Source organism: Armatimonas rosea (assembly GCF_014202505.1).
Lineage (GTDB): Bacteria > Armatimonadota > Armatimonadia > Armatimonadales > Armatimonadaceae > Armatimonas > Armatimonas rosea.
Genome location: NZ_JACHGW010000002.1, coordinates 1412054 through 1433610 on the forward strand (window position 1 = coordinate 1412054; position 21557 = coordinate 1433610).

The window sequence follows — 21557 nt, forward strand, 5'->3', positions numbered from 1 at the left end:
GGGATTATACCTGGGGCGTTTATGCGCCCGAACCCAAAACGCCCGTCCAACCAAAACAAAACGCCCCACCAACCGCGAGGGCCAGTGGGGCGCAAAAAACGGAGCGAGGCGACGGTTAGATCGCGACTTCCTTGCCCTGCTCGGCAGAGGCGTAGATGCCGCTGAGCATCTTCTGCACCATCACACCGTGCTCGACCGGGCACTCGTTCTCGCGGCCGTCGCGGACCACCTCGATGAAGTGCTGGATCTTGTACTGCCACATGTCCCACTTGGGGTAGAACGCGGGGGTGGCGTTGATCATGTAGCCTTCCCAGTCCGTGTAGGTCTCCGACGTGCTCCAGATGACGCCGCCCTTCTCGCCCATGATCTGAATGTCAAAAACATCCTCCTTGATATGGTTGCAGAAGCTCGACTCCAGAGTCAGGATCGTCCCATTGTCGAAGCGGATCATACCGGCGGCCAGGTCCTCGACCGTGTAGGTCTCGTGGTCCCAGCCCGGCCACTGGCTCTTTACCTCGCTGGGCTTGTTGCCCATCCAGGTCCAGGTGTTGCCGGTCGCGGTGATCGGGGTGGGGTTGCCGATCAGGCTGTGCGCGGTATCGAGGATATGTACCCCGATATCGATCATCGGGCCACCGCCCTGCAGCTCCTTGCGGCCAAAGACACCCCAGTTCGGGATACCACGGCGGCGCAGGGCCTGGGCGCGGACATACATGATCTTGCCCAGGGCGCCGCTCTCGATCAGATCGCGGACATACTTGCTCTTGGGCTCGTAGCGGTGCTGGAAGCCCATGACAAACTTGACCCCATTGGCATGCACGGCATCGGCGATCGCCTGCGCCTCGGTCGGGTTCATCGCGATGGGCTTCTCGCAGAGGATGTCCTTGCCCGCATTGGCCGCCGCAATCGCCGCCTTGGCGTGCACCCCGTTGGGCGTACAGACGGAGATCGCGTCGATATCGTCCCCGACCGTCTTGAGCATCTCGTTAAAATCGGTGAAGAGGTGGTCGGTGGCGACCCCATGCTTGTTGTGCATGACATCCAGTGCCACCTGGCGGATATCCGCCCCCGCGACAATCGAGACACCCGGAATCTTGGTCATGTAGCCGATGTGGGTCTGCGCGATCCCACCACAGCCAATAAAGCCGACACGGAGGGGCTTGGCCTCAACCGTGCCGCCCTCGGAGATTGTTGTGATTTCTGTATCCATAGAAAGAACCTTCCGGGTAAAACCTTACGCCAGAGCCATGCCAGAATCCTGCCCGGGGATTGAAATCCCCGGTAGATTTTTTAAGAGCGTCCCGAGGACGCAGAAACTCCCTTGGTTTTCGCGTCCTCGGGACGCTCCCTGCCTTGTGCCGGGGATTTCCAATCCCCGGCGACGCGGTAAAATCCCCTCATGATCTCCGTCATTCTCCACGAGCCCGACATGCCCCAGAACACCGGCAATATCGTCCGGCTCTGTGCCAACGCGGGTGCGGCGCTGCACCTGATCGAGCCGCTGGGCTTTGCCTGGGACGACAAGCGCCTGCGCCGGGCACACCTGGATTATGAGGAGTTTGCTGAGGTCCAGCGTCACGCGGGCTGGGCAGCGTGCAAGGCGGCGCTGGCTGGGCAGCGTGTCTTTGCCATCGAGACCGGCGGAGCGGCCACTCCCTACGAGACGGAGTTTCAGCCCGGCGATGCGCTGCTCTTTGGCTCGGAGTCCCGCGGCCTCCCCGAGGAGATTCTCGCCGAGGTGACCGTGCTGACCCTGCCGATGATGCCCGGGAGCCGGAGCCTGAACCTCTCCAACGCGGTCGCTGTCACGGTCTACGAGGCGTGGCGGCAGCTGGGCTTTGCTGCCGCCACACCGCTTGGAACCCCGCCAAGGGAGCGCTCGTTTGCGTTCTTCAACGGGAATCCTGGGCAAGAGAGTCGCGGGTGACTACCGCCGGGCAGTCTTGACCTTCGGCGTGTCACTGACCTCCATCAGGGCGAGGGTTGCCCAGCCCGTCGCCGCAAACGAGACATACTGCGACTCCCCACCGGGGAAGCCACCGTCGAAGTAGTAGTTAAACGGCGCGACCGTCTTATTGACATACCAAGCCCCACTCTCGTCTTGGTGGCGCAGTAGGTAGTCCGTCGCCTTGCGCACCGCGGGATGGCTGAGCGGAGCTGCCCCGCCGACCCGCAGGCTGTAGAGCGCAAGCCCGGTGGTAAGAGGATCGCTCGGGGCACCCGGCTTCCCGCTCCAGCCACCATCGGCGTTCTGAAGCTTGGCGAGCTGGGCAACCTCGGTCTGGAGAACACGGGGCTCGGAGCCGGTCCAGCGCAGGCCAAGAAGGCGCGAGGAGCGATCTTCGACGGTCTTGGTGGGAGCGCTGACAAACCACGCCCGCGCCTTTTTCACGGTCTCGTCCCCCTTGTCTTTCTCCAGGAAGCGGCGCATTCCCAGCACTTGAAGCGCCGTCATGGTCTGGAAGCTCTCCTGCATCGGGCCGCGGTGCAGGATGAAGCTCCAGTTGCCTGTACTTTGCTGTTGCCGACGGACATACTCGGCCATCCCGCTCAGGCCAGGGTTGGCAGGTACCTGGTTGGCATCCAGCGCCCAGAAGGTGTAGGAAGCAGCAATCGGGAACTCCTCCATCTCCGAGGTGGGGACGATATGAAACTTGCTGGGATCGGTTAGGGCGAGCTGCATCAGCGGAGCCCCCTGCTGCCCCACCTCACCGATGCGGTCTAGGTTGCCCTTGATGATGCCACGGTCGACCGCAAAGCCACGGAGTGCGGCATTGCCCAAGACCGCCAGGCCCAATCCTTGGTGGTGGCACGACGAGCACTCTGAGCGAGAGAGAAAACGGGTCATGCCCGCCTCCATGGCCGTGAGACTCTTCTGGATCGCGGGGCGGGTTGCGGGTGTCGCGGCGAGCGGCTCCGGGCGCGCGCCTGCCGCCTTGAGCACCGCGGCCAGCGCGGTATGGCGGCGTGCCTGGGCCAGGCCGAGCGCGGTCTTGCCCGTGCTATCGCGGCCCGTGAGCCCCGCGCCTGCCTTGACAAGGCTCTGTGCAATCTTGGGATTTGCACTGTAGCGCGCCGCCAGATGGAGTGGGGTGGCTCCCGTTTTATCGAGCGCCTTGGCACTTGCCCCCGCCTTCAGGAGCACATCGACCGTCTCCGGGAAGCCATTCATAGCGGCGTAGTGCAGCGCGGTTCGTCCATGGCTGTCGGTCTGCTCGGTCTTGGCTCCGGCGGCGAGGAGGAGCTTGACATTGGCGGTCTTGCCCAGGCGTGCCCCGTAGATCAGCGCCGTGGCACCGTCGATATCCTGCTGGGCAAGCTCCGCGGTGTCTTGGGGGAGCTTGGTGAGGACGGGCGGAGTGGAGTAGGCCGCGGCGAGCATCAGCGTGGTGGCCTTGTCCGGGCGCTTGGCCTCTTTGGAGATTCCCTGGCGGAGCAGGTCCAGAGCCATGCCCTCGTGCCCGCCGAGGATCGCATTGACGAGAGCAGTGCCGTTGGCTCCGCCGCTGGTCGCGGCCCCTTGGCTGAGGAGGAGCTTGGCGACCTCCGGCTGGTTCATCACAGCCGCCCAGTCTAGGGGCTGGAACATAATCCAGTTGGGGCGGTTCACATCGGCCCCGTGCTCCAGGGCTGCTTTTGTGCCAGCCACATCCCCGAGCCGGATGGCGCGAAAGAGCTCTGCGGTGAGCTGAACGGCCTTAATATCGGGCGGCGGCGGCTGTGCGGCGGCGGGATGCACGAGAGCGAGAGCGGCGAGGGTAGCGCCGAGGAGAGGGGAGTGTTTCATTGTCATGGCTCCAATAGTCGGTTAAGATCGATTTTACGTCTCGAACCTTAATACCATTTTCCCCTAGGATCGCATAGGGAAACGTGTATAAAACTCCACATCCCTTCGGCATCCCTCCCCCGGCCCCTCCCTTCGCTCTGTTTCCCGCTTCGCGGGGACGAAGGGAGGGGAGACGAGGAACGAGTGGGGGTGGGTTTGGTAGATTCACCCCCTCCTTTCCCCCCAACGAAGTTGGGTTTCAGGGGAAGGGAGGGGGCCGGGGGGAGGGATGCCGGGAGGCCGGTGCTTACTTCTCTGCCTGCGGCCAGATCTGGTCCCACGCCGCCATCCAGTTCTCGGCGCGGCTGTAGACCTTCATGCCGTCTACCTCAACCCCCTTGCGGTTGCGGAACTGCCCGACCCGCTCCACTGTCTCCACCTCGACGGTGATCGTCGTGGGGGAGCCGACCGCGTAGACGCGGCCTTTCTTGACCCGAGAGAGCGCCTCGCGGGCACCGTCCTCGATCATCTGGCGGGCGCGTACGGGAGGGATCTGGCGGGCGGAGTAGCGGGAGAGGCCGCGCTTCACCGCCACATAGACCGGGTCGTCGCCCAGGATCTCGCGCCCCTCACGGCAGGTGGCTTCATCGCCCGTCACCAGCGCGACCGGGCAGCCGAAGTGCCCACAGAGCGCCGCATTGATCCCCAGCTCCCCGACTAAATCCTCGTTGAACCACAGGTTGCGCCAGGTGACAGTCGAGATCGTGTGGCACATGACCCCATCGGGGGTTCCGGCGCGCGCGTGCATCCCCACCATCAGCGCGGCATCGCAGCCCTGCTCCAGGAGCTCGGTGTAGCGGCTCCACGTGTGGTGCGCGACCCACTCACAGGCGGGGTGGAGCAGCTCGGGGACATAGGAGTTAAAGGTCCAGTCGCCGCCCGCACCGTGGCAGTCCACCGCGACAATCTCGGTCGCACCCGCAGCAACAGCCCCGCGCACCGCGGCATTGATCTCCTCGGTGTAGAGCCGTCGCCCCTCTTCGTACATCGGCGAGCCGCCCTCGACCTGCTTCCAGGTCACGATCCCGCTGACACCTTCCATATCCGACATGATGAGAACACGCATAGATTTTCTCCTGATTCGCTTTGTATCCCAAGTGGCTAGAGCGGCAAGCGCTTCTTGAGCCGCACGAGGGTCTCTCCTTCTGAGACAAAGTACTCCACCCCATCGGTGAGGGCCTCCATGAGCGCACGGCCACGCCCGCCCTCCGCATTGGCATCGGGCATGGCGGCGGGTGAGTCGGGGAGGGGGGCCTCGCCGGAGTTGCTGACCTCGACATAGAGAAAGGCATGGTCACGCAGGCAGCGTAGGGTGATCATCCCCCGCGCACCACTGTGCTCGACCGCGTTGTTGCACGCCTCGCCCACCGCGAGGCGGAGCGCCTCACGGTCGGGCTCCTTGATACGCTCTTTCCGCGCCACCGAGACAACCGCCTCCCGCGCAACGCTCACAAAAGCGTTGTCGGTGGGCAGGCGCAGGCGCAGAAGCTCGGTCATGGGGCGTTAGGAGAGCTGATTGGGTTCCAAGGGCTCGGTGGATTTTTGTCCGGCATCCAGCAGGATTGCCACGAGCATATCACTCATGACATTGACTCCCGAGCGGGCGCGGGCGATGATCCAGTCCACGGGAATCAGCAGGGGGAGCGCGACCGCGATGGTCTCGGCGGAGAGGCCAGCAGTGGAGAGGACGAGCGGCAGGACAATCAGGCCCGCCTCGGGGATTCCGGCGATCCCTGCGCCGGCCATGATTGATGCTAGCACGATCTGAAACTGTGCGCCCAGACCCAGATTATTGCCCAGCGCCTGCGCCAGAAAGAGCGCCGCCATCGCCTCGTAGAGCGTGATGCCATCGTTGTTGAGGTTGGTCCCCACGCAGGCCGCCAGGCGCGCCGATGCCGTGGAGACTCCCATCTTCTCCAGGCACTTGAGGGTAATGGGGACGCTCGCGAGGCTGGAGTTGGTCGAGAGGCCCGTGAGGATTGCATCGGCACCGTTGCCCAGGTAGACCTTGGGAGACTTCTTGCCCCAGAGCCAGGCAATCGTCGGGTAGTAGATGAGGCTATGGAGCGCCAGCCCCGAGAGCGCGACCAAAAGAAAGACCCAGAGCAGGGCAAAGACTCCCAGCCCCGATGCCCCGACCACCTTGGCGACTGTCCCGAAGACCGCGTAGGGGACGGTCTTAACGATCCACTCCAGCATGACGAGAAGCACCTGGTAGCACGCGGCGATAAAGCTCTCGACCGTCTGGATCGTCCGCTCGCCGTGGGCCTCTTGCTCGGCACGGACGCGGCGGATCGCGGCCCCCGTCAGCAGCGCCAGCAGCACCACGGAGATGAGGTTGTTGTAGACAAAGGGGCGCACCAGCGACGACGGGACGTAGTAGCTGACATTGGGGAGTAGCTCCAGGGTCGCGCCGGGTGCCTCTGGGTCCTCGACCTTCTTGAGCTCCGGGGCCTTGGCCTTGGTCTGGGCGATCAGGGTCTCCAGGTGCCCCTGCCAGAGCTTGCCCGGCTGAAAGACATTCAGGATGGTCAGCCCGATCACCATCGCCACCGTCACATTCACCAGGCAGATCAGCATCAGCCGCCCGAACTTCTTCGCCTCGATCCGGGTCTTGGTGAAGGCATCCAGGATCGCAAAGAACACCAGCGGCACCGCCAGCGCCCGGAGCGCCTTGATCGAGAGGGTCCCAATCGCCCCGAGCGTCTCGGTCAGCTCACACTTCCCCAAGACTGCCCCCAGCGCGATTCCCAGAGCCACCCCGATCAGCACCTGTAGCGCGAGCGGTATGCGATGTTTCATGCCCGCATCTTCGACAGGCAAGCGGAGGTTTCCTGCTAGGAGGATATCAACCGGTTTACGACGAAACCCCTGTCATGAACCTCCATCCTGATCGCTGTTTCTCGCCCGAGCCCGCTCGTCGTGGGGTGGCCCGGACCCTCTATGCCGCGGTGAAAGACCTGCCGCTGGTCTGCCCACACGGCCATGTCGATCCCGCGCTCTTCTCCAACCCGGACTACCGCTTCGGGAGCCCCGCCGAGCTGCTGCTCATCCCGGACCACTATGTCTTTCGCATGCTCTACTCGCAGGGAATCTCGCTGGAGGCGCAGGGCGTGCCGCGCCGCGACGGCGGCCCGACCGAGAGCGACCACCGCAAGATCTGGCAGGTCTTCTGCGAGCACTTCTATCTCTTTGCCGGGACCCCGAGTGGCCAGTGGCTGACCCAGGAGCTAGTCGAGGTCTTTGGGCTCACCGAGAAGCCCAGCCCGACAAATGCCCAGCGCCTCTACGACTCGATCGCGGCGCGGCTAGAGACCCCCGAGTTCCGCCCACGGGCGCTCTTCGAGCAGTTCAAGATCGAGGTCCTCTGCACCACCGATGCCGCCAGCGACCCGCTCACCCACCACCAGGCCATTCGGAGCTCGGGCTGGAGCGGGAAGATCCTGCCGACCTTCCGCCCCGATGCGGTCGTGAATCTGGATGCGCTGGGCTGGCGCGAGAGTATCACGGCGCTGGAGCAGGCAAGTGGCGTGAGCGTGACGACCTACGCGGCATTTCTGGAGGCGCTCCGCAACCGCCGGGCGTTCTTCAAGAGCCTCGGGGCCACGGCGACCGACCACGCCGCCGTGACCGCGGACACGACGCCCCTCTCCGATTCGGAGGCGAGCACGCTCTTTGATCGGGCGCTGGCAGGGCGCTCCGAGCCGGGGGATGCCGCACGCTTCACGGCGCACATGCTCTACACGCTGGCAGGGATGAGCGCCGACGATGGCCTGACGATGCAGCTGCATGTCGGGAGCCACCGCAACCACAATAAGACGGTCTTTGAGCGGTTTGGCGCGGACAAGGGGGCCGATATCCCGGTCGCGGGGGAGTTTACGCGCAATCTCTTGCCGCTTCTTAATGCCTTTGGCACCGACCCACGCCTCTCGCTGATCCTCTTTACGCTCGACGAGACCCTCTACTCCCGCGAGCTGGCCCCGCTGGCCGGGCACTACCCGGTGCTGCGCCTCGGGCCGCCTTGGTGGTTCTTCGACAGCCGCCTGGGGATGCGCCGCTTCCTGGAGGGCGTGGTCGAGACCGCCGGAGTCTGGAACCTGGCGGGCTTCAACGACGATACCCGGGCGTTTTGCTCGATTCCCGCCCGCCACGATGTCTGGCGGCGCGTGGTGGCCGACTGGCTCGCGGGGCTGGTCGTCGAGCACGTCATCGACGAAGCAGATGCCGCCGCGATGGCAACGGCGCTCTGCTACGACCTGGCAAAGACTGCCTACCGGCTCTAGGTACCGCGCTCTTGGGGGGACGGGCGTCGGCGGCGCACCAGCGCGCCCAGCCCCAAGACGGCGAGGGCGAGTGTCCCTGGCTCGGGGACGGTCAGGGCGGTGTAGTTGATGTCCAAAAAGACCGGCAGGTGCCCCCCGGAGAGCGCGGAGTTCTTGAGCGCGGTGGCGATCGCGGTGCCCACCATGCCGTTGTTGGTGGTCGTGAGCCCGGTCGCCCAGCTTGTGCCGTCGTTGCCCCAAGCCCGGTAGGAGTGGTTGGGGTCGTTCCAGGTCGTGGTGCTGTAGGCGAGCTGGGAGTTGCCCTTGTAGTCCGTACCCGTGCCATCCACGAGGCTAGGGGAGAGCAGGATCTGGTCGAAGCGGCTGTCCATGTTGCTCACCGGGTCCTGCGTGTGGACAAAGCGAAACGAGTTGTTGTTGATATCCCAGTTCCCCGGAGTCTTGATGGGGTCGAAGAACGCCCCCACCGACGAGCCATTGTAGCTACCTGAGGTCAGGGTCTGGTAGGCGGTCTCCGAGCTACTGGCGATATTAAAGTCCCCGGCCACAAGATAGTGGTAGCCGCTGGGGAGCCCACCGCCCGCAAGTGCCCCGTTGGTGTCGATCCCCTGGGCATTGCGGCGAATCCGGTCCGCCTCTAGCTGGCGTCGGGCTTCATTACTTGCGCCCGTGCTGGACTTCATGTGCACACTATAGGCACCAAACTTCTGGCTGGTATCGGCGTTGAGCTGGAAGTCGTAGCGGTAGGTATTGCGTGGCTGCTCGTTGTTGTTGACCACGGGAAAGTTCTGGGAGACATCGTTTACCGTGGTGGTGGTTAGGTACTGCACCTTGCTGGTTCGGTAGAAAAACGCACTCTCGCCCGCCAGACCCGTCCCATTGCCCGACGTGGCGACAAAGGGTGCAGCCGCCCAGTCCCCGGGGCTACCCGGAGCGCCATTGAGGACATTGGTCAGAAAGTCCGTGGTCGCGGCCTGGCTCATAAACTCCTGCCCGATAAAGACATCGGGGGCCATCGTGAGCCCATTGGCAGCATTGACCCCGTAGATCGCAGTTCGGAAGTCCGTGAGGCGACCCGTGGTGGTGGCACTGGTGTCGTAGGCGCTGACGTTCCACGTGACGACCCGAAGAGACTGCTGCGCGTGGGCGAGCGGTGGGCAGGCCAGCAGGAGAGTACCACCAAACACAAGCACGACAAGGCGCGAGCGGACGCTAAGGGGGAGGGGGAGACCAAGCATAGTTACGGGTATACCCGAAACACGGCCGATTCCTTGCGGGAGCCACCAGGATTAACGCAAATTTCATCTGCACGAGCACGCAAAACGACGAGGTATCAGGTAGAATTGCAGGCAGTGCTTAGGGGCCACCCTAGGCGCTCTTGCCCCGTTTCGCCGCGCTTTTACCCGATGTGGATGGAAAATAAATGACAATCACTCGCCTCGCCTCACTCTTCGCACTTGGACTTATCTCGGCTGCAGCTCATGCCCAGGTTCCTCTCTTCTCGGAGAACTTCGGAACCAATACCGACGGAACGACGATCACCACGAGCAACACCGCGTTTACCTACGCGCGTATCAGTACGGGGGCAACCCCCATCCTTGCCTTTAAGAACCCCTCAAGCTTTGGGACGGGGGCCTCGGCTCAGCTTCTGGCCACCACAGGAAGCTTGACGGGACTCGGAGTCACCTCGGGGACCTACACCGCCTTCGATGTGGCGACCCTAAGCTTCGACCTCCGGACTCCCACCGCCTTCTCGGCCGGGAGCTCCTTCTTCTTTGGGGCGGGCACCGGAGCGACCACGTTCACCAGTAACTCCACCTTCGCGTCTGCGGATCTGATGGCAGGATTCCAGATAACCACGGGGGGAATCCTCCAGAGCCGCGCAACCAGTGCCTGGGGCACGGTCTCCGGGGTAACCCTCACCAGTGCGACCAACTACTCGTTCTCCGTGGTGATGAACGGCTCCGCCAGTACGGTGAACTACGGCACCGGAGGGGCGGTGGCAGCTGCCCGAGCGCATATCTACCTCAACAATGTCTTGGTCGGAAATGTTCCGATCCAGGATAGTGCCAGTGTGACCGCGTTCCGTCTGTACGTGACTAGCCAGGCGGCGGCCAACGGGGGCTATGAGCTCGACAACGTCCAGCTCTTCGACTCCGCAGTGATGCCCTCTGCGGTGATTCCTGAGCCGGGGACGCTGGCTCTGGCCGCCTTGGGGCTGGCCGGCCTTGCGGTAAAACGCCGCCGCAAGTAGGACCCGATACAAAAAAAGCGCCCTCCGCAAGCCGGGCTTGCGGAGGGCGCTTTTGTGTTACTTGGGAGGAATCGCGCGGCCGGGAGCGCCGCCGCCTCCGCCAAAGAGCTGTCGGCGCTGGTCCGGGCTCATGTTCTGCATCATCTGGCCGAACTGCTGCATGAGCTTCATGCGGGCGGCGGGATCCATCGTCATAAAGCTCCCTAGCACTTGGGAGAAGTCGGTCTGGCCATTGGCTGCCCCAAGGCCATCGGCAGAGCGGTTGCGGCGGTTGTTGGGGTTGATGAGAACATAGACCGGCTTAAGCCCCAGCGTACTCACCACGGGAGCGGCCTTCTCCGGGGTGAGCTTCTGTCCCAGGATCTCCACCGAGGCCTGCTCACTGGCGGGGGGAGTACGCCCGAGCATCTTGGTTTGGGCATCCAGGAAGTCCGCGACATCATCGCCCTTGTAGAAGCGGGTGCTCACCGGGAGCATCGCCTTCTTCCAGATCGTCCCGGGGGGCAGGGACTTGGCGACCGCATCCAGCAGGCTCTCCAGGTTCTCGGGCGTGGCCGTAACACTCGGGTAGGCCGCTTGCGTTCCCGCCAGCGACGACTCCGCGATCACGGTGATTCCCGCGTTCTTGGTCAGGGCCTGGAGAACCGTCTCCAGGGGCCGCAGGCGTGGTGCGCGGGAGGCAGGGGCCGCGTTGTTGTCTTGAGCGTGTGCACCGACAACAGGGGCAGCCATCAGCAGTGACAGGGCAATCCAGGCATATCTCATAATGCCGCAATTATATCTTATTTTCGATTGACAATTCCCTCACACCTCGTTAAAATAGCGAGGCAATGGACCTCGATCTGCGTAAGCAGCGGATTCTCAATGCGGTTGTTCAGGACTATGTCCTCACGGCGGAACCTGTTGGCTCCCATCTGCTCGTCGAACGCTACGAGCTTGGGGTAAAGTCGGCCACGGTTCGCAATGAGCTGGCAGAGCTGAGTGAGCGTGGGTTTCTGCGCCAGCCCCATACCTCCGCCGGTCGCGTCCCCTCCGACCTTGGCTACCGCTTCTATGTCAATCGGCTGATGGTACTCTCCCCCCTGGCACGCCTAGAGCGCCTCCAGATCCAGCAGGCCCTGCGCTCCGCCGAGAGTGAGCTCGATGCGATCCTGCGCAAGACCTGTCAGCTCCTGACCCAGCTCACCCAGCTCCCTGCGGTGGCGACCTCGCCGGAGGCCCCCGATGAGACCTACCTACGCCAGGTCTTTCTCTCGTCGGCGGCGGCGGATAAGGCCCTCCTGGTCTTTCTTTTCTCCACGGGACGCACGGAGCACCGGCTCTTGGCCGAGGCACCTCTTAGCGCGACCGATGCCCTGATCCTTGCCAATGCCCTCACCGCCCACTTCTGTGACAAGCCCCTCACCGAGCTCCGTCGCACGGTACGAGAGACCGAGGCCGCGCCCAGTGAGCTTGCGGGACTGGGGCGGCTCTGGCAGCGGCTCGTGCGCGAGCTGGCACTGGTGATCCAGAGCGTGGCGGAGAATGTCCCGGTCTTTGTGGAGGGCTCGCAGAGCGTCCTGGCCCAGCCCGAGTTTCGCGATGTTGAGTGCCTGAGCCAGTTCTTTGTGATGCTCCAGGAGCGCGCCGCGATGCTGGAGCTCCTGCGCATGGAGGCCGCCGAGAAGGATGTCGAGGTGCGGATCGGCAAGGAGCTGGGCCGCCCCGAGCTCCAGTCGTTTGCCGTGGTATCGTCGCCGTATTTTGTCGGAACCCGCGAGCGGGGCAGTATCGGGGTGATCGGCCCCACCCGCATGGACTACGGGGTCGCGGTCACGCACGTGCGCTTCCTCGCCCAGGCGCTCTCCGGCCTCCTCACCAGCCTCGCCGCCACCGCGTAGCGGCCGCTCTAGCCCCGGTACTCGTAGGTGCGGTAGGGGAAGTAGCTCCGGTAGAGAAGCGCCTGGATCTGCGGCACCAGCGGGTAGATCACGATCACCCCCGCCAGCGTCAGGGGCCAGACCGGCGACGACATCGCCGAGCCCGCAAAACCCGTTAAGAAGTCCAGGAACATCGCGAAGAGAATCGCATTGATGAGCTCGGGCTGGAGGGTCTCCACACTCAGCTTCAGGGTCGCCTGCATCCCCAGCTTACGCTCGGCCAGGATCGGGGTGACCAGTAGAAACACGCCCTGGAGCACCAGCCCCGGAATGTAGAACATCCCATAGCCGAGCTGGGTAACCAAGGCCACTACAAACGACGTGACCAGTGTCACTCCAATACCTGCGGTTGGTTTGAACAGCCGCCCCAGCCGCAAGGGCTCCCCCGCAAGCTGGTCTAGTGCGAGCCGACAGAGCCCCACCTGAAAGAGATTGTTGCACCCCGAGATCAGCGCCAAGAGGCCCATGATAAAGAGGTAGTAGAGGGCAGGGCTCGTGCTCTCTGGCTCGGGGCGCTCGACCAGCCGAACGATCAGCAGCCAGAGCGCGGCCTGGATACCGCAGGCAATGCTCGCCGCGGCGATCCACTGCCACGGGTACTTGCGGTAGAGCGCCCAGGCATGGGTGGCCAGCCCGATATTGAGATGCGTCGACGGCGGAGGGTACATGGCTAGCCTCCCTCGCTCATATCTGCCACACCAAAGCGCTCGGGGTAGAACGCACGGTAGAGAAGCGACGAGCCAATCGAGAGGATGGGGATGGTAAAGAGGGCACCCACTAGGCAGGCGAGTCCTCCGAGCTGGGAGATTGCGGTCAAGATAGCCATGTAGGCCGTCACGATCCACAGCTCGGAGCGGACCTTGTTCGCGCTCTCTTTTAGCGCGTCCATCGGCGACTTGTTCTGGTCCAGCACCAGCGGCAGGGCGAGGGAGAAGAGGCCCATGAGGACGGCACCGGGGATCATGGAGACCAGGTTGGCAAAGGGGCCTAGGAACTGGAGCACCAGCCCACAGACAATCCCCACCGCAAGATGCACCAGCACCATCAGAACGTTCAGGCCAAAGACACTCCCAAACTTGGAGAAGCTGCCAAAGATATCCCCGACCTTGAGCTGGTGGCCGCGGAGCTGCTTGATCCCCATCATCTGGAGGCCCGCATGGGTCACGGTCCCGAGGATCGTCAGCCCCAGGATCATAAAGAGCATAGGTCCAACGAGCCCCACCAAGACAGAGGGATCGAGCTTGGAGTCGCCCCGGCGGAGCATCTGAAGAAAGATGGCCCCGAGTGAGGCGTAGAAGGGAGCGACCACCGCGATAATTGCGGCAAAGGCGACCGCTGCAGCACCTACCCAGGCACCGAGCTGCCTCTGCAAGAGCTGAAACGACTCCCCGACAAACTCAAACTGAGTGCGCTGCGGGGTGTAGCTGGGGGGCTGGGGGCTAGGGGTCTGTCCTTGACCAGAATACATGGGGCTGTTCTCCTATCTCAACAGCCCCAGTATAGCGTCTCGGCTTTTTTTGTGCTACTTGCCGCGGCTATCCACCACCACCACGGGCACAGGGAAGCCTTGCAGGAGCTTGTCGGCCTCCGACGGTGCGCAGGGCTCCTCGCGGTGGCCGAAGTGGCTCCCAATGACGGTGAGGTCGTAGTGGTTCTCCAGAACCTCGGCGTGGAGAGCCTGGGAGGCGTCCTCTGCGACCTGGATGCGGGTGCGGACATAGTAGCCGTAGTCGCGCAGGGACTTCCGGGCGACATCGAGCGCCTGCTCCGCGTGTTTCCAGCGTGCCTGGCGGATCGTGTCCATCTCGGGGGACGTGCCCTCGGTCGGGGGGACATGGGCCAGGAGGGTCATCTGCGCGCCGGTGAGAGGAACCATGAGGCGCGCCGCTTGTAGCACCACATTGAGCGATGTCGGGGTGCAGTCTACCGGCACGAGGATCTTGGTGTAGGCGATTCGAAAGAGAGGTTCTAGTTTCATTTTGAGGCTCCAGTAAAGGTCGTTGATGGCTTGATTTTAGGCCGGATCGGAGGGGAGAGAATCCGCAAAACGACGGATTCGGCGGCTGGCGACGATCTTCAGGGCGCAGGCAGGGCAGTAGTGCTTCCAGGCCTCTTGCTCCTGGACGAAGAGCCAGCGGGGCGGGGCGGCAGGACTAGGACGAACACCGCCGAGCAACACCGGAACCGGCACCGAGGCCTCACAGCCTATGCCGTCACAGTGCAAGCAGCGTCCATCCGCAGTCCGACTCATGCTGTCAGCATAACCGCTTCGACCGCTAAAACACCTCCTCGAAATGGCGGATTCTCTCTCCTCGGTTCCTTTTTCATGAATCGCTCCGCCGCCGGTTGGAAACCGGCGTCTGCCATGGCGGAGGGACGACGCCACTGATGACGCCCAATTCCATTGGGCGAACCAACGATTCGTGCAAAAGGCCCTCCTCGGTGCCGTAAAATGCCCACATGAATCCAAAGCCAATTCTTGTTGTCGTCGGGAGCTCCAATACGGACTTGGTCGTCTCGGTCACGCAGATTCCCGCGCCGGGGCAGACTGTCTTGGGCGGCGCGCTCCAGACCATCCCCGGAGGCAAGGGAGCCAACCAGGCAGTCGCGGCGGCGCGGCTGGGGGGCGGTGTCCGCTTTGTGGCGCGGCTCGGTGACGATGCCTACGGGGCTCTGGCGCGGGAGGGGTTTGCCCGCGAGGGGCTCGACACACGCTTTGTCTTTGCGACACCAGGAGTGGCATCGGGGGTGGCGCTGATCGCGGTCGATGAGAAGACGGGCGAGAATAGTATCGTGGTCGCGCCCGGGGCCAATGCCTGCCTGAGCGCCGACGACATCGCGCTCGCAGCGGCCCGCGCTGCCTTCGACGGTGCCGCTGCCGTGCTTGTCTCCCTGGAGATCCCCGATGACGCGGTCTTTGCGGCGGTGGAGGCCGGCCACGCGCGGGGCATCCCGGTGATTCTCAACCCCGCACCGGCGCGTCCCTTGCCCGCAGAGCTCCTGCAAAAAGTGACGATCCTCACGCCCAACCAGAGCGAGCTTACCCTGCTCGGAGGGAGCGAGGCGCTCTTACGTGCCGGGGTCGCGACCCTTGTCACCACGCTGGGCGCCGAGGGGGCGCGTCTGGAGCAGCTCGGAGAGGTGCCCCAGACCTTTGCGGCTCCCGCGGTGACCGCGGTCGATACGGTCGCGGCGGGGGACTGCTTCACCGGAGCGCTGGCGGTCGAGCTTGCCCAAGGTGCCTCCCTCCCCGATGCGATCCGCTTCGCCTGCGCCGCCGCCGCCCTCAAGGTCACCCGCCCCGGTGCCCAGCCCGGCCTGCCCTACCGTGCGGAGGTGGTGGCAAGGTACAATGCCCCCAATGCGTGAGGATCAGCTAGAGCGGCTCCAAGCTCAGGTGAGTGCGGTGGAACAGCTTCAAGGGGTCTCCGACCGTATCCACACGGAGATCCTTGCCAGCCAGACCGGCGAGGAGGCCCTGCGCCAGTTCGCCGAGTCTGCACGGCAGCTCATTGGTGCCCAGTACTGCGCCATTGGCGTGGCACGCGCCGATGGCGCAGTACTGGAGGAGTTCCTCACCGCTGGGCTCACCCACGAGCAGGAGCGCGCCATCGGTGCCAAGCCACACGGTGTCGGGGTGCTGGGGCTGCTCCTCCACCGTGAGACCCCCCTCCGGCTAGAGTCTCTCACCGCCCACCCGATGTCCGCGGGAATACCGGCCCACCACCCGCCGATGGAGAGCTTTCTCGGGGTGCCCATTCGCTACGAAACGACGGTTCTCGGGAGCATCTACCTCACGGAGAAGCCCGGTGGCTTCACCGAGGCGGACGAGCGGACGATCCTGGCGCTCTCGATGCACCTGGCGGTCGCCATCCGTAACTGGCAGCTGCTCAAGCGCCAGCGAGCGCTGGTAGCCGGGCTGATCACCGCGCAAGAAGAAGAGCGCCGCGCAGTCGCCTACGATCTTCACGATGGGCTTACCCAGTATGTCATGGCCGCGCACATGCACCTCTCGGCGTTTCAGCGGGTGCACGGGACCGCCGACGATGACCTGATGCTGGGGCTGAAGTACCTCAAGGACGCCGTGGTGGAGTCGCGGCGGCTGGTCAATGGGCTACGCTCCCTGGCACTCGATGACATGGGGCTGGCAGGAGCACTGGCGCAGCTGGTCCAAGAGGAGAAGAGCCGCGCGGGCTGGGCGGAGGCGGACTTTCTGCACAATGTCGAGGGCGAGCGCTTCGCCACCCCCGTGGTGACCGCGCTCTACCGGGTGGCACAGGAGGCGCTCACCAACGCCCGCAAGCACGCGGGGGCACGCCGGGTTCAGGTCGCCCTGCTCCGGGAGGACGAGACCCAGCTGACCCTGAGTGTCACCGACGATGGCCATGGGTTTGAGCCGGGGCGCTCCCACGCCGACGATAAACATATTGGGCTCCATGGGATGACCGAGCGGGTGCGCCTGCTGGAGGGGACGCTGCAGATCGAGAGCGCTCCCGGGCAAGGCACGCAGCTAACCGTGACCGTGCCCATTCCCTACCAAGAGGAAGAAGAGTGACGATGAGTGAGAGGTTTCGTGTCGTGCTGGTCGATGACCATGCCATTGTCCGAGGTGGTGTCAAGGCGATGCTCCGGGGGACGGAGTTCGAGGTCGTGGGCGAGGCGGCCTCCGGCGACGAAGGCATTGCGGTGGTGCAGGAGACCACGCCCGAGCTGGTCTTACTCGACATTCGTATGGCGGGCGGCGATGGCTTCAGCGCCCTCGTGGCGATTAAAGCTGCTCTGCCCAAGACTGTCGTGCTGATGCTCTCTACCTACGACAACCCGACCTACATGGCCCGCGCCGTCGCGGGGGGAGCAGCGGGCTACCTGCTCAAAGGAATCGACCATGAGACCCTCCTGGAGGCCATGCGCGCCGTCCTCCGCGGCGAGCAGCTCCTCTCCACCCAGGACCTGATCCGCTCGCTCCGCGTGGTCGGGGAGTCGGTGCAGGCTGCGGACTTGATCGAGCCGCTCACCCGCCGCGAGGAGGAGGTGCTCAAGCTGGTCGCCACTGGGCTCCCCAACCGGGAGATCGCGGGTGTGCTCTTTATCAGCGAAGGGACCGTCAAGACCCATGTCGAGCACATCATCGGCAAGCTCGGGGTCTCGGATCGGGTGCAGGCCGCGGTCTGGGCCGCCCGTCAGGGCCTGGTGAGCGAGGCCGATCTGCCCAAGCTCTCGACCCACCACCCCCGTTAGAGGGGGGGGGCTGGAGAGCGTCGCAGGCTCCGCTGTAAAGGGCGTGCCGCCCATCCCCCTTCGCGAAGCCGGAGGGGGTCGCGAGGCACGAGCGGGGGGAGGCAATACGCTGAGGGGGCAGGAAAACGCCCCCCTCTTGTCGAAGCACTAGGCATGCTCGCTGCGTTTCTCTGCCTTCTCCTGGCCGATCCCATCTCCTACCGCATCAGCCTCGCCGATGGCACTCGAACCACGGCGCGCTTGACCCTTCCCACCACCGCCGAGGGCGCGGTACAAGTGGACTCCGACGATACCCGCTCGGTGTTTCGGCCCTATGCGGTGAGCGGCGCGACCGCAAGTGTGGTAGGGAAGCTGACCCGCTGGGAGGCACTCCCCCTCAAGGGCGGCTGGCGGCTCCAGCGGCCCCAAGGAGGCGCGCTACCCCTCGATGCCCCTCTGCTCACCTTCCACGACCTGCGGCTCTTTCTGGGAAAGCGCATCGAGGAGCTAGGGAGCAAGCCCCTGCGCTTCTGGCAGCTGGGCTACGCCAGCGAGCGCCCCGGCCTCGATCGGGTGGAGCTCACGCCCGCGGGAACCGAGTCGATGGTCGTGGGGACCAAGCGGGTGCTCGCCCAGCGCTACCGCGCCAGCATCAAGCTCTGGCTGACCGGAAAGACCCAGCGGAGCACGCTCTACCTGGGGCCGTCCGGCGAGCTCCTCCGGGCCGACCCGCCCTTTGTGAGCGCACCGCTCCGGGCGGCCTCGCCCCTGACCAAGAGCGACGACGGCGTGCTGACCATGACCTATCGCGAGCCGGGCTACTCGCTCCGCGCGGAGCCCAAGGACGGTGGCTACACGATCCGGGCCATTGTCGATGGCCGCTCGCTCCCTGGAAGCGTGACAACCGATAGCAGCGGCAAGCCCCAGCGCATCGAGAATAGCTTCCCAGGAAAGCCGTTTGTGGGGCTGGTGGAGGCGCAGGAGCTGAGCTGGACCTTGGACGCTCCCCAGACCTCGCGGACGATCCTCCCCGACGACGACGCGCTCCCGCTCTTTCCGCCACAGCTCTTTGCCACGGCGCTCTGGGAGAAGGGCTTCCCGACCGTGGGCACCCAGCACGATGGCGTCCTGCTCCTGATGCACGATGGCCTCCCCGACGAGCTGACACTAGAGCGCCTCCCCGACCCGGCCGCGGGCCTGCACCGCTACCGCTTCACCGGCGATACCTTCAAGGCCGAGCTCATCACCGACGGCACGCGCCTACGCCTACTACGCCTCGCCGATGGCAGCCAGATTGTCGCCTCCGATGGTGAGTCGCTCCTGACAACCATCCCCGCACTCACCTGGCCGTAAGCTTTACGGGGTTTTTCGGCTAGTACCCACTCTGGCACGGCCCCTGCATCTGTCTCTCTTCGAAGAGATTTTTAGTTTGAGTTAGGTGGATTGAGAATAATAAAGCGGCCCGGGTAGGACAACCTACCCGGGCCGCGCCAATTTGGGCCGGGGGCTGGTCGGGGAATGAATGCCCCGGCAGAAGGTAAGGAGCGTCCCGAGGACGCGCAGAAACAAGCGCTCTCCGCGCCCACGGGGCGCTCCCTCCCCTGTGCCGGGGACTTTCAGCCCCCGGCAAATCCCCGGCCAGCCCTACATCACCCCGGAGATCTCACCGTCGTCGCTGAGGTGCATGTCCAGCGCGGCGGGGCGCTTGGGGAGGCCGGGCATGGTGAGGAGAGTCCCCGCGTAGGCCACCACAAACCCTGCTCCTGCCGAGAGCTTGGCATCTCGGATCGTCAGCGTGTGCCCCACGGGGGCCGCCAGCTTCGTGGGATCGTCCGAAAAAGAGTACTGGGTCTTGGCGATACAGACCGGCAGGTTGCCGTAGCCACGCTTGGTGAGGTAGGCCAGCCGGTTCTTGGCCGCGGGCAGGAACTCGACCCCATCGGCGCGGTAGATCTCTTTTGCGACCGTCTCGATCTTCTTGCGAAGCGGCAGGCTATCGGGGTAGAGCGGCGCAAAGCTCGCGGTCTCGGTCGCCAGGGTCTCGGTTACCAGCCGGGCCAGCACCTCGCCGCCCGCGCCACCGGCACCAAAGACATCCGAGAGCGCCACTTTCAGCCCATGTGCCTTGCAGAGTTTTTCGAGTGCCTCTTCCTCGCCAGGCGTGTCGGTGGGGAAGCGGTTGATGGCGATCACGACCGGGAGCCCGAACTTCTTGAGGTTCTCGGCGTGGCGTGCGAGATTAGAGAAGCCCGCCTCCAGCGCCACTAAGTTCTCGGCCTTGAGGCTATCGAGCGGGACGCCCCCGTGCATCTTGAGCGCGCGCAGGGTCGCCACGAGGACCACCATGTCGGGAGCGAGTCCGGCTTGCCGCATCTTGATATCGAGGAACTTCTCCGCCCCGAGATCGGCACCAAAGCCCGCCTCGGTCACACAGACCTCGCCCAGCGCCAGCGCGAGCCGGGTGGCGATCACGGAGTTGCAGCCATGGGCGATATTGGCAAAGGGGCCGCCATGGACAATCACGGGATTTCCCTCGATGGTCTGCACCAAGTTCGGCTTGAGCGCGTCCTTGAGTAGCACCGCCATCCCGCCCTCCGCCTGGATATCCGCCGCCGTCACCGGCTCATTGGTCTCGTCGGTGCCCACGACAATCCGTGCGAGGCGCTTCTTCAGGTCGGCGTAGCCCTCCGCCAGGCAGAGAGTCGCCATGACCTCGCTGGCTGCGGTGATCTCGACCCCGGTCTCACGCGGAACCCCCTCGCTCTTGCCGCCGAGGCCCGTGATGAGCTTGCGGAGCGCCCGGTCGTTCATGTCCAGGCAGCGCTGGAAGCTGACCGAGCGCGGGTCGAGGCGCTTGGGATTGCCCGCTAGCAGGTAGTTGTCGATCATCGCCGCCAGGAGGTTGTTGGCCGCCGTGATGGCATGCAAATCCCCCGTGAAGTGCAGGTTGATCTGGTCGCTGGGCTCGATCCGCGCCTTGCCTCCCCCGGTCGCGCCGCCCTTGACACCAAAGACCGGCCCCAGCGACGGCTCCCGCAGCGCCGCGACCGCCTTCACCCCGAGCTTGTTCAGGCCCATGGTCAGACCAATGGTCGTGGTGGTCTTGCCCTCGCCCGCGGGGGTGGGGGTGATCGCGGTCACCAGCACTAATTTTCCCTGCGGCCCACCCTTGCGCTTCTCTAAAACACTCAGCGGTAGCTTGGCGATCTGGCGGCCATAGGGCTCAAACTCATCGTCGGTGAGGCCCAGGCTGTGGGCGATCTCGGAAATAGGTTGCATGGAAAGAGTTTACCCGTTGCAACTTTCCTGTGCGCCACGCGACTGAAAGTGCATGAAAAACCGCTGGCCGTTGTTGATGTTGTTAGTGCTTGTCGGATGCAGGGGCGTCCCCACAAAAGTCTCCAAACCAAACCTGCGCCTGCTCCAGCAGGGCGATGCATGGAACTTCAAGGAAGTCCCCGAGCTAGACTGGCAGGAGACCTACCGCTATGAGATCGTCACGGCCTCTGCCCCGAATCCCCAGGGCGTGCGGAGCCTGGTGCTGCGGATTACCCACCGCTACTGGGGAGCGCTCCCGGGCTACCAGAAGGACTGGCAAACACGCTCCTGCGACTACTCCCTCCAGCAGAGCGCGACCGGCGCGATCCAGTGGGGGGACGCGGTGAGTGATGGGCGTGGCTACTTGGATGGTGTCATCACCAGCTTTCCCCTCATGGTTCCCTCGCCGCTTGTCGCGGGGCAGACCTTCGACTCGGGGGCAAAGAGCTGGGGAACGGGGAACGGGACGGAACGGCAGACGGCGCGGGTTGTGGGGCAGGAGCAGATCAGCACGCGGCTGGGGAACTTCAAGGCATGGCGCATCGACTCCGAGCGGACACTCACCAAAGACGATGGCAAGGTCACCCTGATCGAGCGCTGGACCGACTGGTACGATAGCGATAAGTGGCTCCTCAAGCGCACCTACCAGGCCGATGCGCCAGATGACAAGCTGGTACACACACTCAGCACCTTTGTGGGACAAGCGGGGCTCCAGCAGGTGAAGTAGCAGGGCAGGTACA

The 21557-nt window shown here is 64.4% G+C and carries 21 protein-coding genes; 9 read left to right on the top strand and 12 right to left on the bottom strand.

What is annotated here, in order from left to right; translation table 11 throughout:
- Positions 1–115: 115 nt before the first annotated feature.
- Positions 116–1210, bottom strand: coding sequence for a Gfo/Idh/MocA family protein (locus HNQ39_RS14495; protein WP_184197351.1), 1095 nt, complete (start codon positions 1208–1210; stop codon positions 116–118).
- Between the two features lie 189 nt (positions 1211–1399).
- Between HNQ39_RS14495 and HNQ39_RS14500 the strand changes: the two genes are divergently transcribed.
- Entirely contained in the window at positions 1400–1927 is a 528-nt protein-coding gene (locus HNQ39_RS14500; RefSeq protein WP_184197354.1) for a TrmH family RNA methyltransferase, read from the top strand.
- Here HNQ39_RS14500 and HNQ39_RS14505 read toward each other — a convergent pair whose 3' ends face one another.
- The 4 genes from HNQ39_RS14505 to HNQ39_RS14520 all read right to left on the bottom strand — a co-directional run bounded on the left by HNQ39_RS14505 (position 1928) and on the right by HNQ39_RS14520 (position 6628).
- Positions 1928–3793, bottom strand: a complete 1866-nt coding sequence (locus HNQ39_RS14505) for an ankyrin repeat domain-containing protein (RefSeq protein WP_184197356.1) — start codon at positions 3791–3793, stop codon at positions 1928–1930.
- Positions 3794–4073: 280 nt separating this feature from the next.
- The gene (locus HNQ39_RS14510) at positions 4074–4892 is read right to left on the bottom strand and encodes a M55 family metallopeptidase (protein WP_184197359.1); all 819 of its coding nucleotides are present in this window, start codon (positions 4890–4892) and stop codon (positions 4074–4076) included.
- Between the two features lie 35 nt (positions 4893–4927).
- Entirely contained in the window at positions 4928–5323 is a 396-nt protein-coding gene (locus HNQ39_RS14515) for an ATP-binding protein (RefSeq protein WP_184197362.1), read from the bottom strand.
- Between the two features lie 6 nt (positions 5324–5329).
- Positions 5330–6628, bottom strand: coding sequence for a dicarboxylate/amino acid:cation symporter (locus tag HNQ39_RS14520; RefSeq protein ID WP_184197365.1), 1299 nt, complete (start codon positions 6626–6628; stop codon positions 5330–5332).
- A 74-nt stretch (positions 6629–6702) separates the two neighbouring features.
- Between HNQ39_RS14520 and uxaC the strand changes: the two genes are divergently transcribed.
- Positions 6703–8109: a glucuronate isomerase gene (gene uxaC / locus HNQ39_RS14525; protein WP_184197368.1), complete on the top strand. Its 1407-nt coding sequence runs from the start codon at positions 6703–6705 to the stop codon at positions 8107–8109.
- On the opposite strand, the gene HNQ39_RS14530 is transcribed toward uxaC, so the two are convergent.
- Positions 8106–9347, bottom strand: a complete 1242-nt coding sequence (locus HNQ39_RS14530) for an endonuclease/exonuclease/phosphatase family protein (RefSeq protein WP_184197371.1) — start codon at positions 9345–9347, stop codon at positions 8106–8108. The genes uxaC and HNQ39_RS14530 overlap by 4 nt on opposite strands.
- Before the next feature lie 185 nt (positions 9348–9532).
- Between HNQ39_RS14530 and HNQ39_RS14535 the strand changes: the two genes are divergently transcribed.
- A complete protein-coding gene (locus HNQ39_RS14535) occupies positions 9533–10363 on the top strand; it encodes a PEP-CTERM sorting domain-containing protein (RefSeq protein ID WP_184197375.1) in 831 nt (276 codons plus the stop codon).
- A 57-nt stretch (positions 10364–10420) separates the two neighbouring features.
- Here the strand turns inward: HNQ39_RS14535 and HNQ39_RS14540 are convergent, their stop codons facing one another.
- A complete protein-coding gene (locus tag HNQ39_RS14540) occupies positions 10421–11128 on the bottom strand; it encodes a hypothetical protein (RefSeq protein ID WP_184197378.1) in 708 nt (235 codons plus the stop codon).
- A gap of 65 nt (positions 11129–11193) precedes the next feature.
- On the opposite strand from HNQ39_RS14540, the gene hrcA reads away from it, so the two are divergent.
- The gene (hrcA, locus tag HNQ39_RS14545; protein ID WP_184197381.1) at positions 11194–12243 is read left to right on the top strand and encodes a heat-inducible transcriptional repressor HrcA; all 1050 of its coding nucleotides are present in this window, start codon (positions 11194–11196) and stop codon (positions 12241–12243) included.
- An 8-nt stretch (positions 12244–12251) separates the two neighbouring features.
- Here the strand turns inward: hrcA and HNQ39_RS14550 are convergent, their stop codons facing one another.
- Genes HNQ39_RS14550 through HNQ39_RS14565 form a run of 4 tightly spaced genes read right to left on the bottom strand, consistent with a single transcriptional unit; the run spans position 12252 to position 14533 of the window.
- Positions 12252–12950: a hypothetical protein gene (locus HNQ39_RS14550; protein ID WP_184197384.1), complete on the bottom strand. Its 699-nt coding sequence runs from the start codon at positions 12948–12950 to the stop codon at positions 12252–12254.
- A gap of 2 nt (positions 12951–12952) precedes the next feature.
- Positions 12953–13750 carry a DUF2189 domain-containing protein gene (locus tag HNQ39_RS14555; protein ID WP_184197387.1) on the bottom strand — a complete coding sequence of 266 codons (798 nt, stop codon included), beginning with the start codon at positions 13748–13750 and terminating at the stop codon, positions 12953–12955.
- Between the two features lie 54 nt (positions 13751–13804).
- Positions 13805–14260 carry a universal stress protein gene (locus tag HNQ39_RS14560; protein ID WP_184197390.1) on the bottom strand — a complete coding sequence of 152 codons (456 nt, stop codon included), beginning with the start codon at positions 14258–14260 and terminating at the stop codon, positions 13805–13807.
- A gap of 36 nt (positions 14261–14296) precedes the next feature.
- Positions 14297–14533 (bottom strand): hypothetical protein, encoded by a 237-nt coding sequence (locus HNQ39_RS14565; protein WP_184197393.1) that lies wholly within the window; start codon positions 14531–14533, stop codon positions 14297–14299.
- A gap of 209 nt (positions 14534–14742) precedes the next feature.
- Here HNQ39_RS14565 and HNQ39_RS14570 point away from each other — a divergent pair, with 209 nt between their 5' ends.
- The 4 genes from HNQ39_RS14570 (at position 14743) to HNQ39_RS14585 (ending at position 18852) form a co-directional block, all read left to right on the top strand.
- Complete coding sequence (locus HNQ39_RS14570) at positions 14743–15651, top strand: ribokinase (RefSeq protein ID WP_184197396.1); 909 nt, start codon at positions 14743–14745, stop codon at positions 15649–15651.
- Positions 15644–16837, top strand: coding sequence for a GAF domain-containing sensor histidine kinase (locus tag HNQ39_RS14575; protein WP_184197399.1), 1194 nt, complete (start codon positions 15644–15646; stop codon positions 16835–16837). Before HNQ39_RS14570 ends, HNQ39_RS14575 begins: the two co-directional genes overlap by 8 nt.
- A gap of 2 nt (positions 16838–16839) precedes the next feature.
- Positions 16840–17520, top strand: a complete 681-nt coding sequence (locus HNQ39_RS14580) for a response regulator (protein ID WP_184197402.1) — start codon at positions 16840–16842, stop codon at positions 17518–17520.
- Positions 17521–17673: 153 nt separating this feature from the next.
- Complete coding sequence (locus tag HNQ39_RS14585) at positions 17674–18852, top strand: hypothetical protein (RefSeq protein WP_184197405.1); 1179 nt, start codon at positions 17674–17676, stop codon at positions 18850–18852.
- Between the two features lie 291 nt (positions 18853–19143).
- Here HNQ39_RS14585 and HNQ39_RS14590 read toward each other — a convergent pair whose 3' ends face one another.
- Positions 19144–20778 carry a formate--tetrahydrofolate ligase gene (locus HNQ39_RS14590; RefSeq protein ID WP_184197408.1) on the bottom strand — a complete coding sequence of 545 codons (1635 nt, stop codon included), beginning with the start codon at positions 20776–20778 and terminating at the stop codon, positions 19144–19146.
- A gap of 52 nt (positions 20779–20830) precedes the next feature.
- On the opposite strand from HNQ39_RS14590, the gene HNQ39_RS14595 reads away from it, so the two are divergent.
- Positions 20831–21544, top strand: coding sequence for a hypothetical protein (locus tag HNQ39_RS14595; RefSeq protein WP_184197411.1), 714 nt, complete (start codon positions 20831–20833; stop codon positions 21542–21544).
- The last annotated feature ends 13 nt before the right edge of the window (positions 21545–21557 follow it).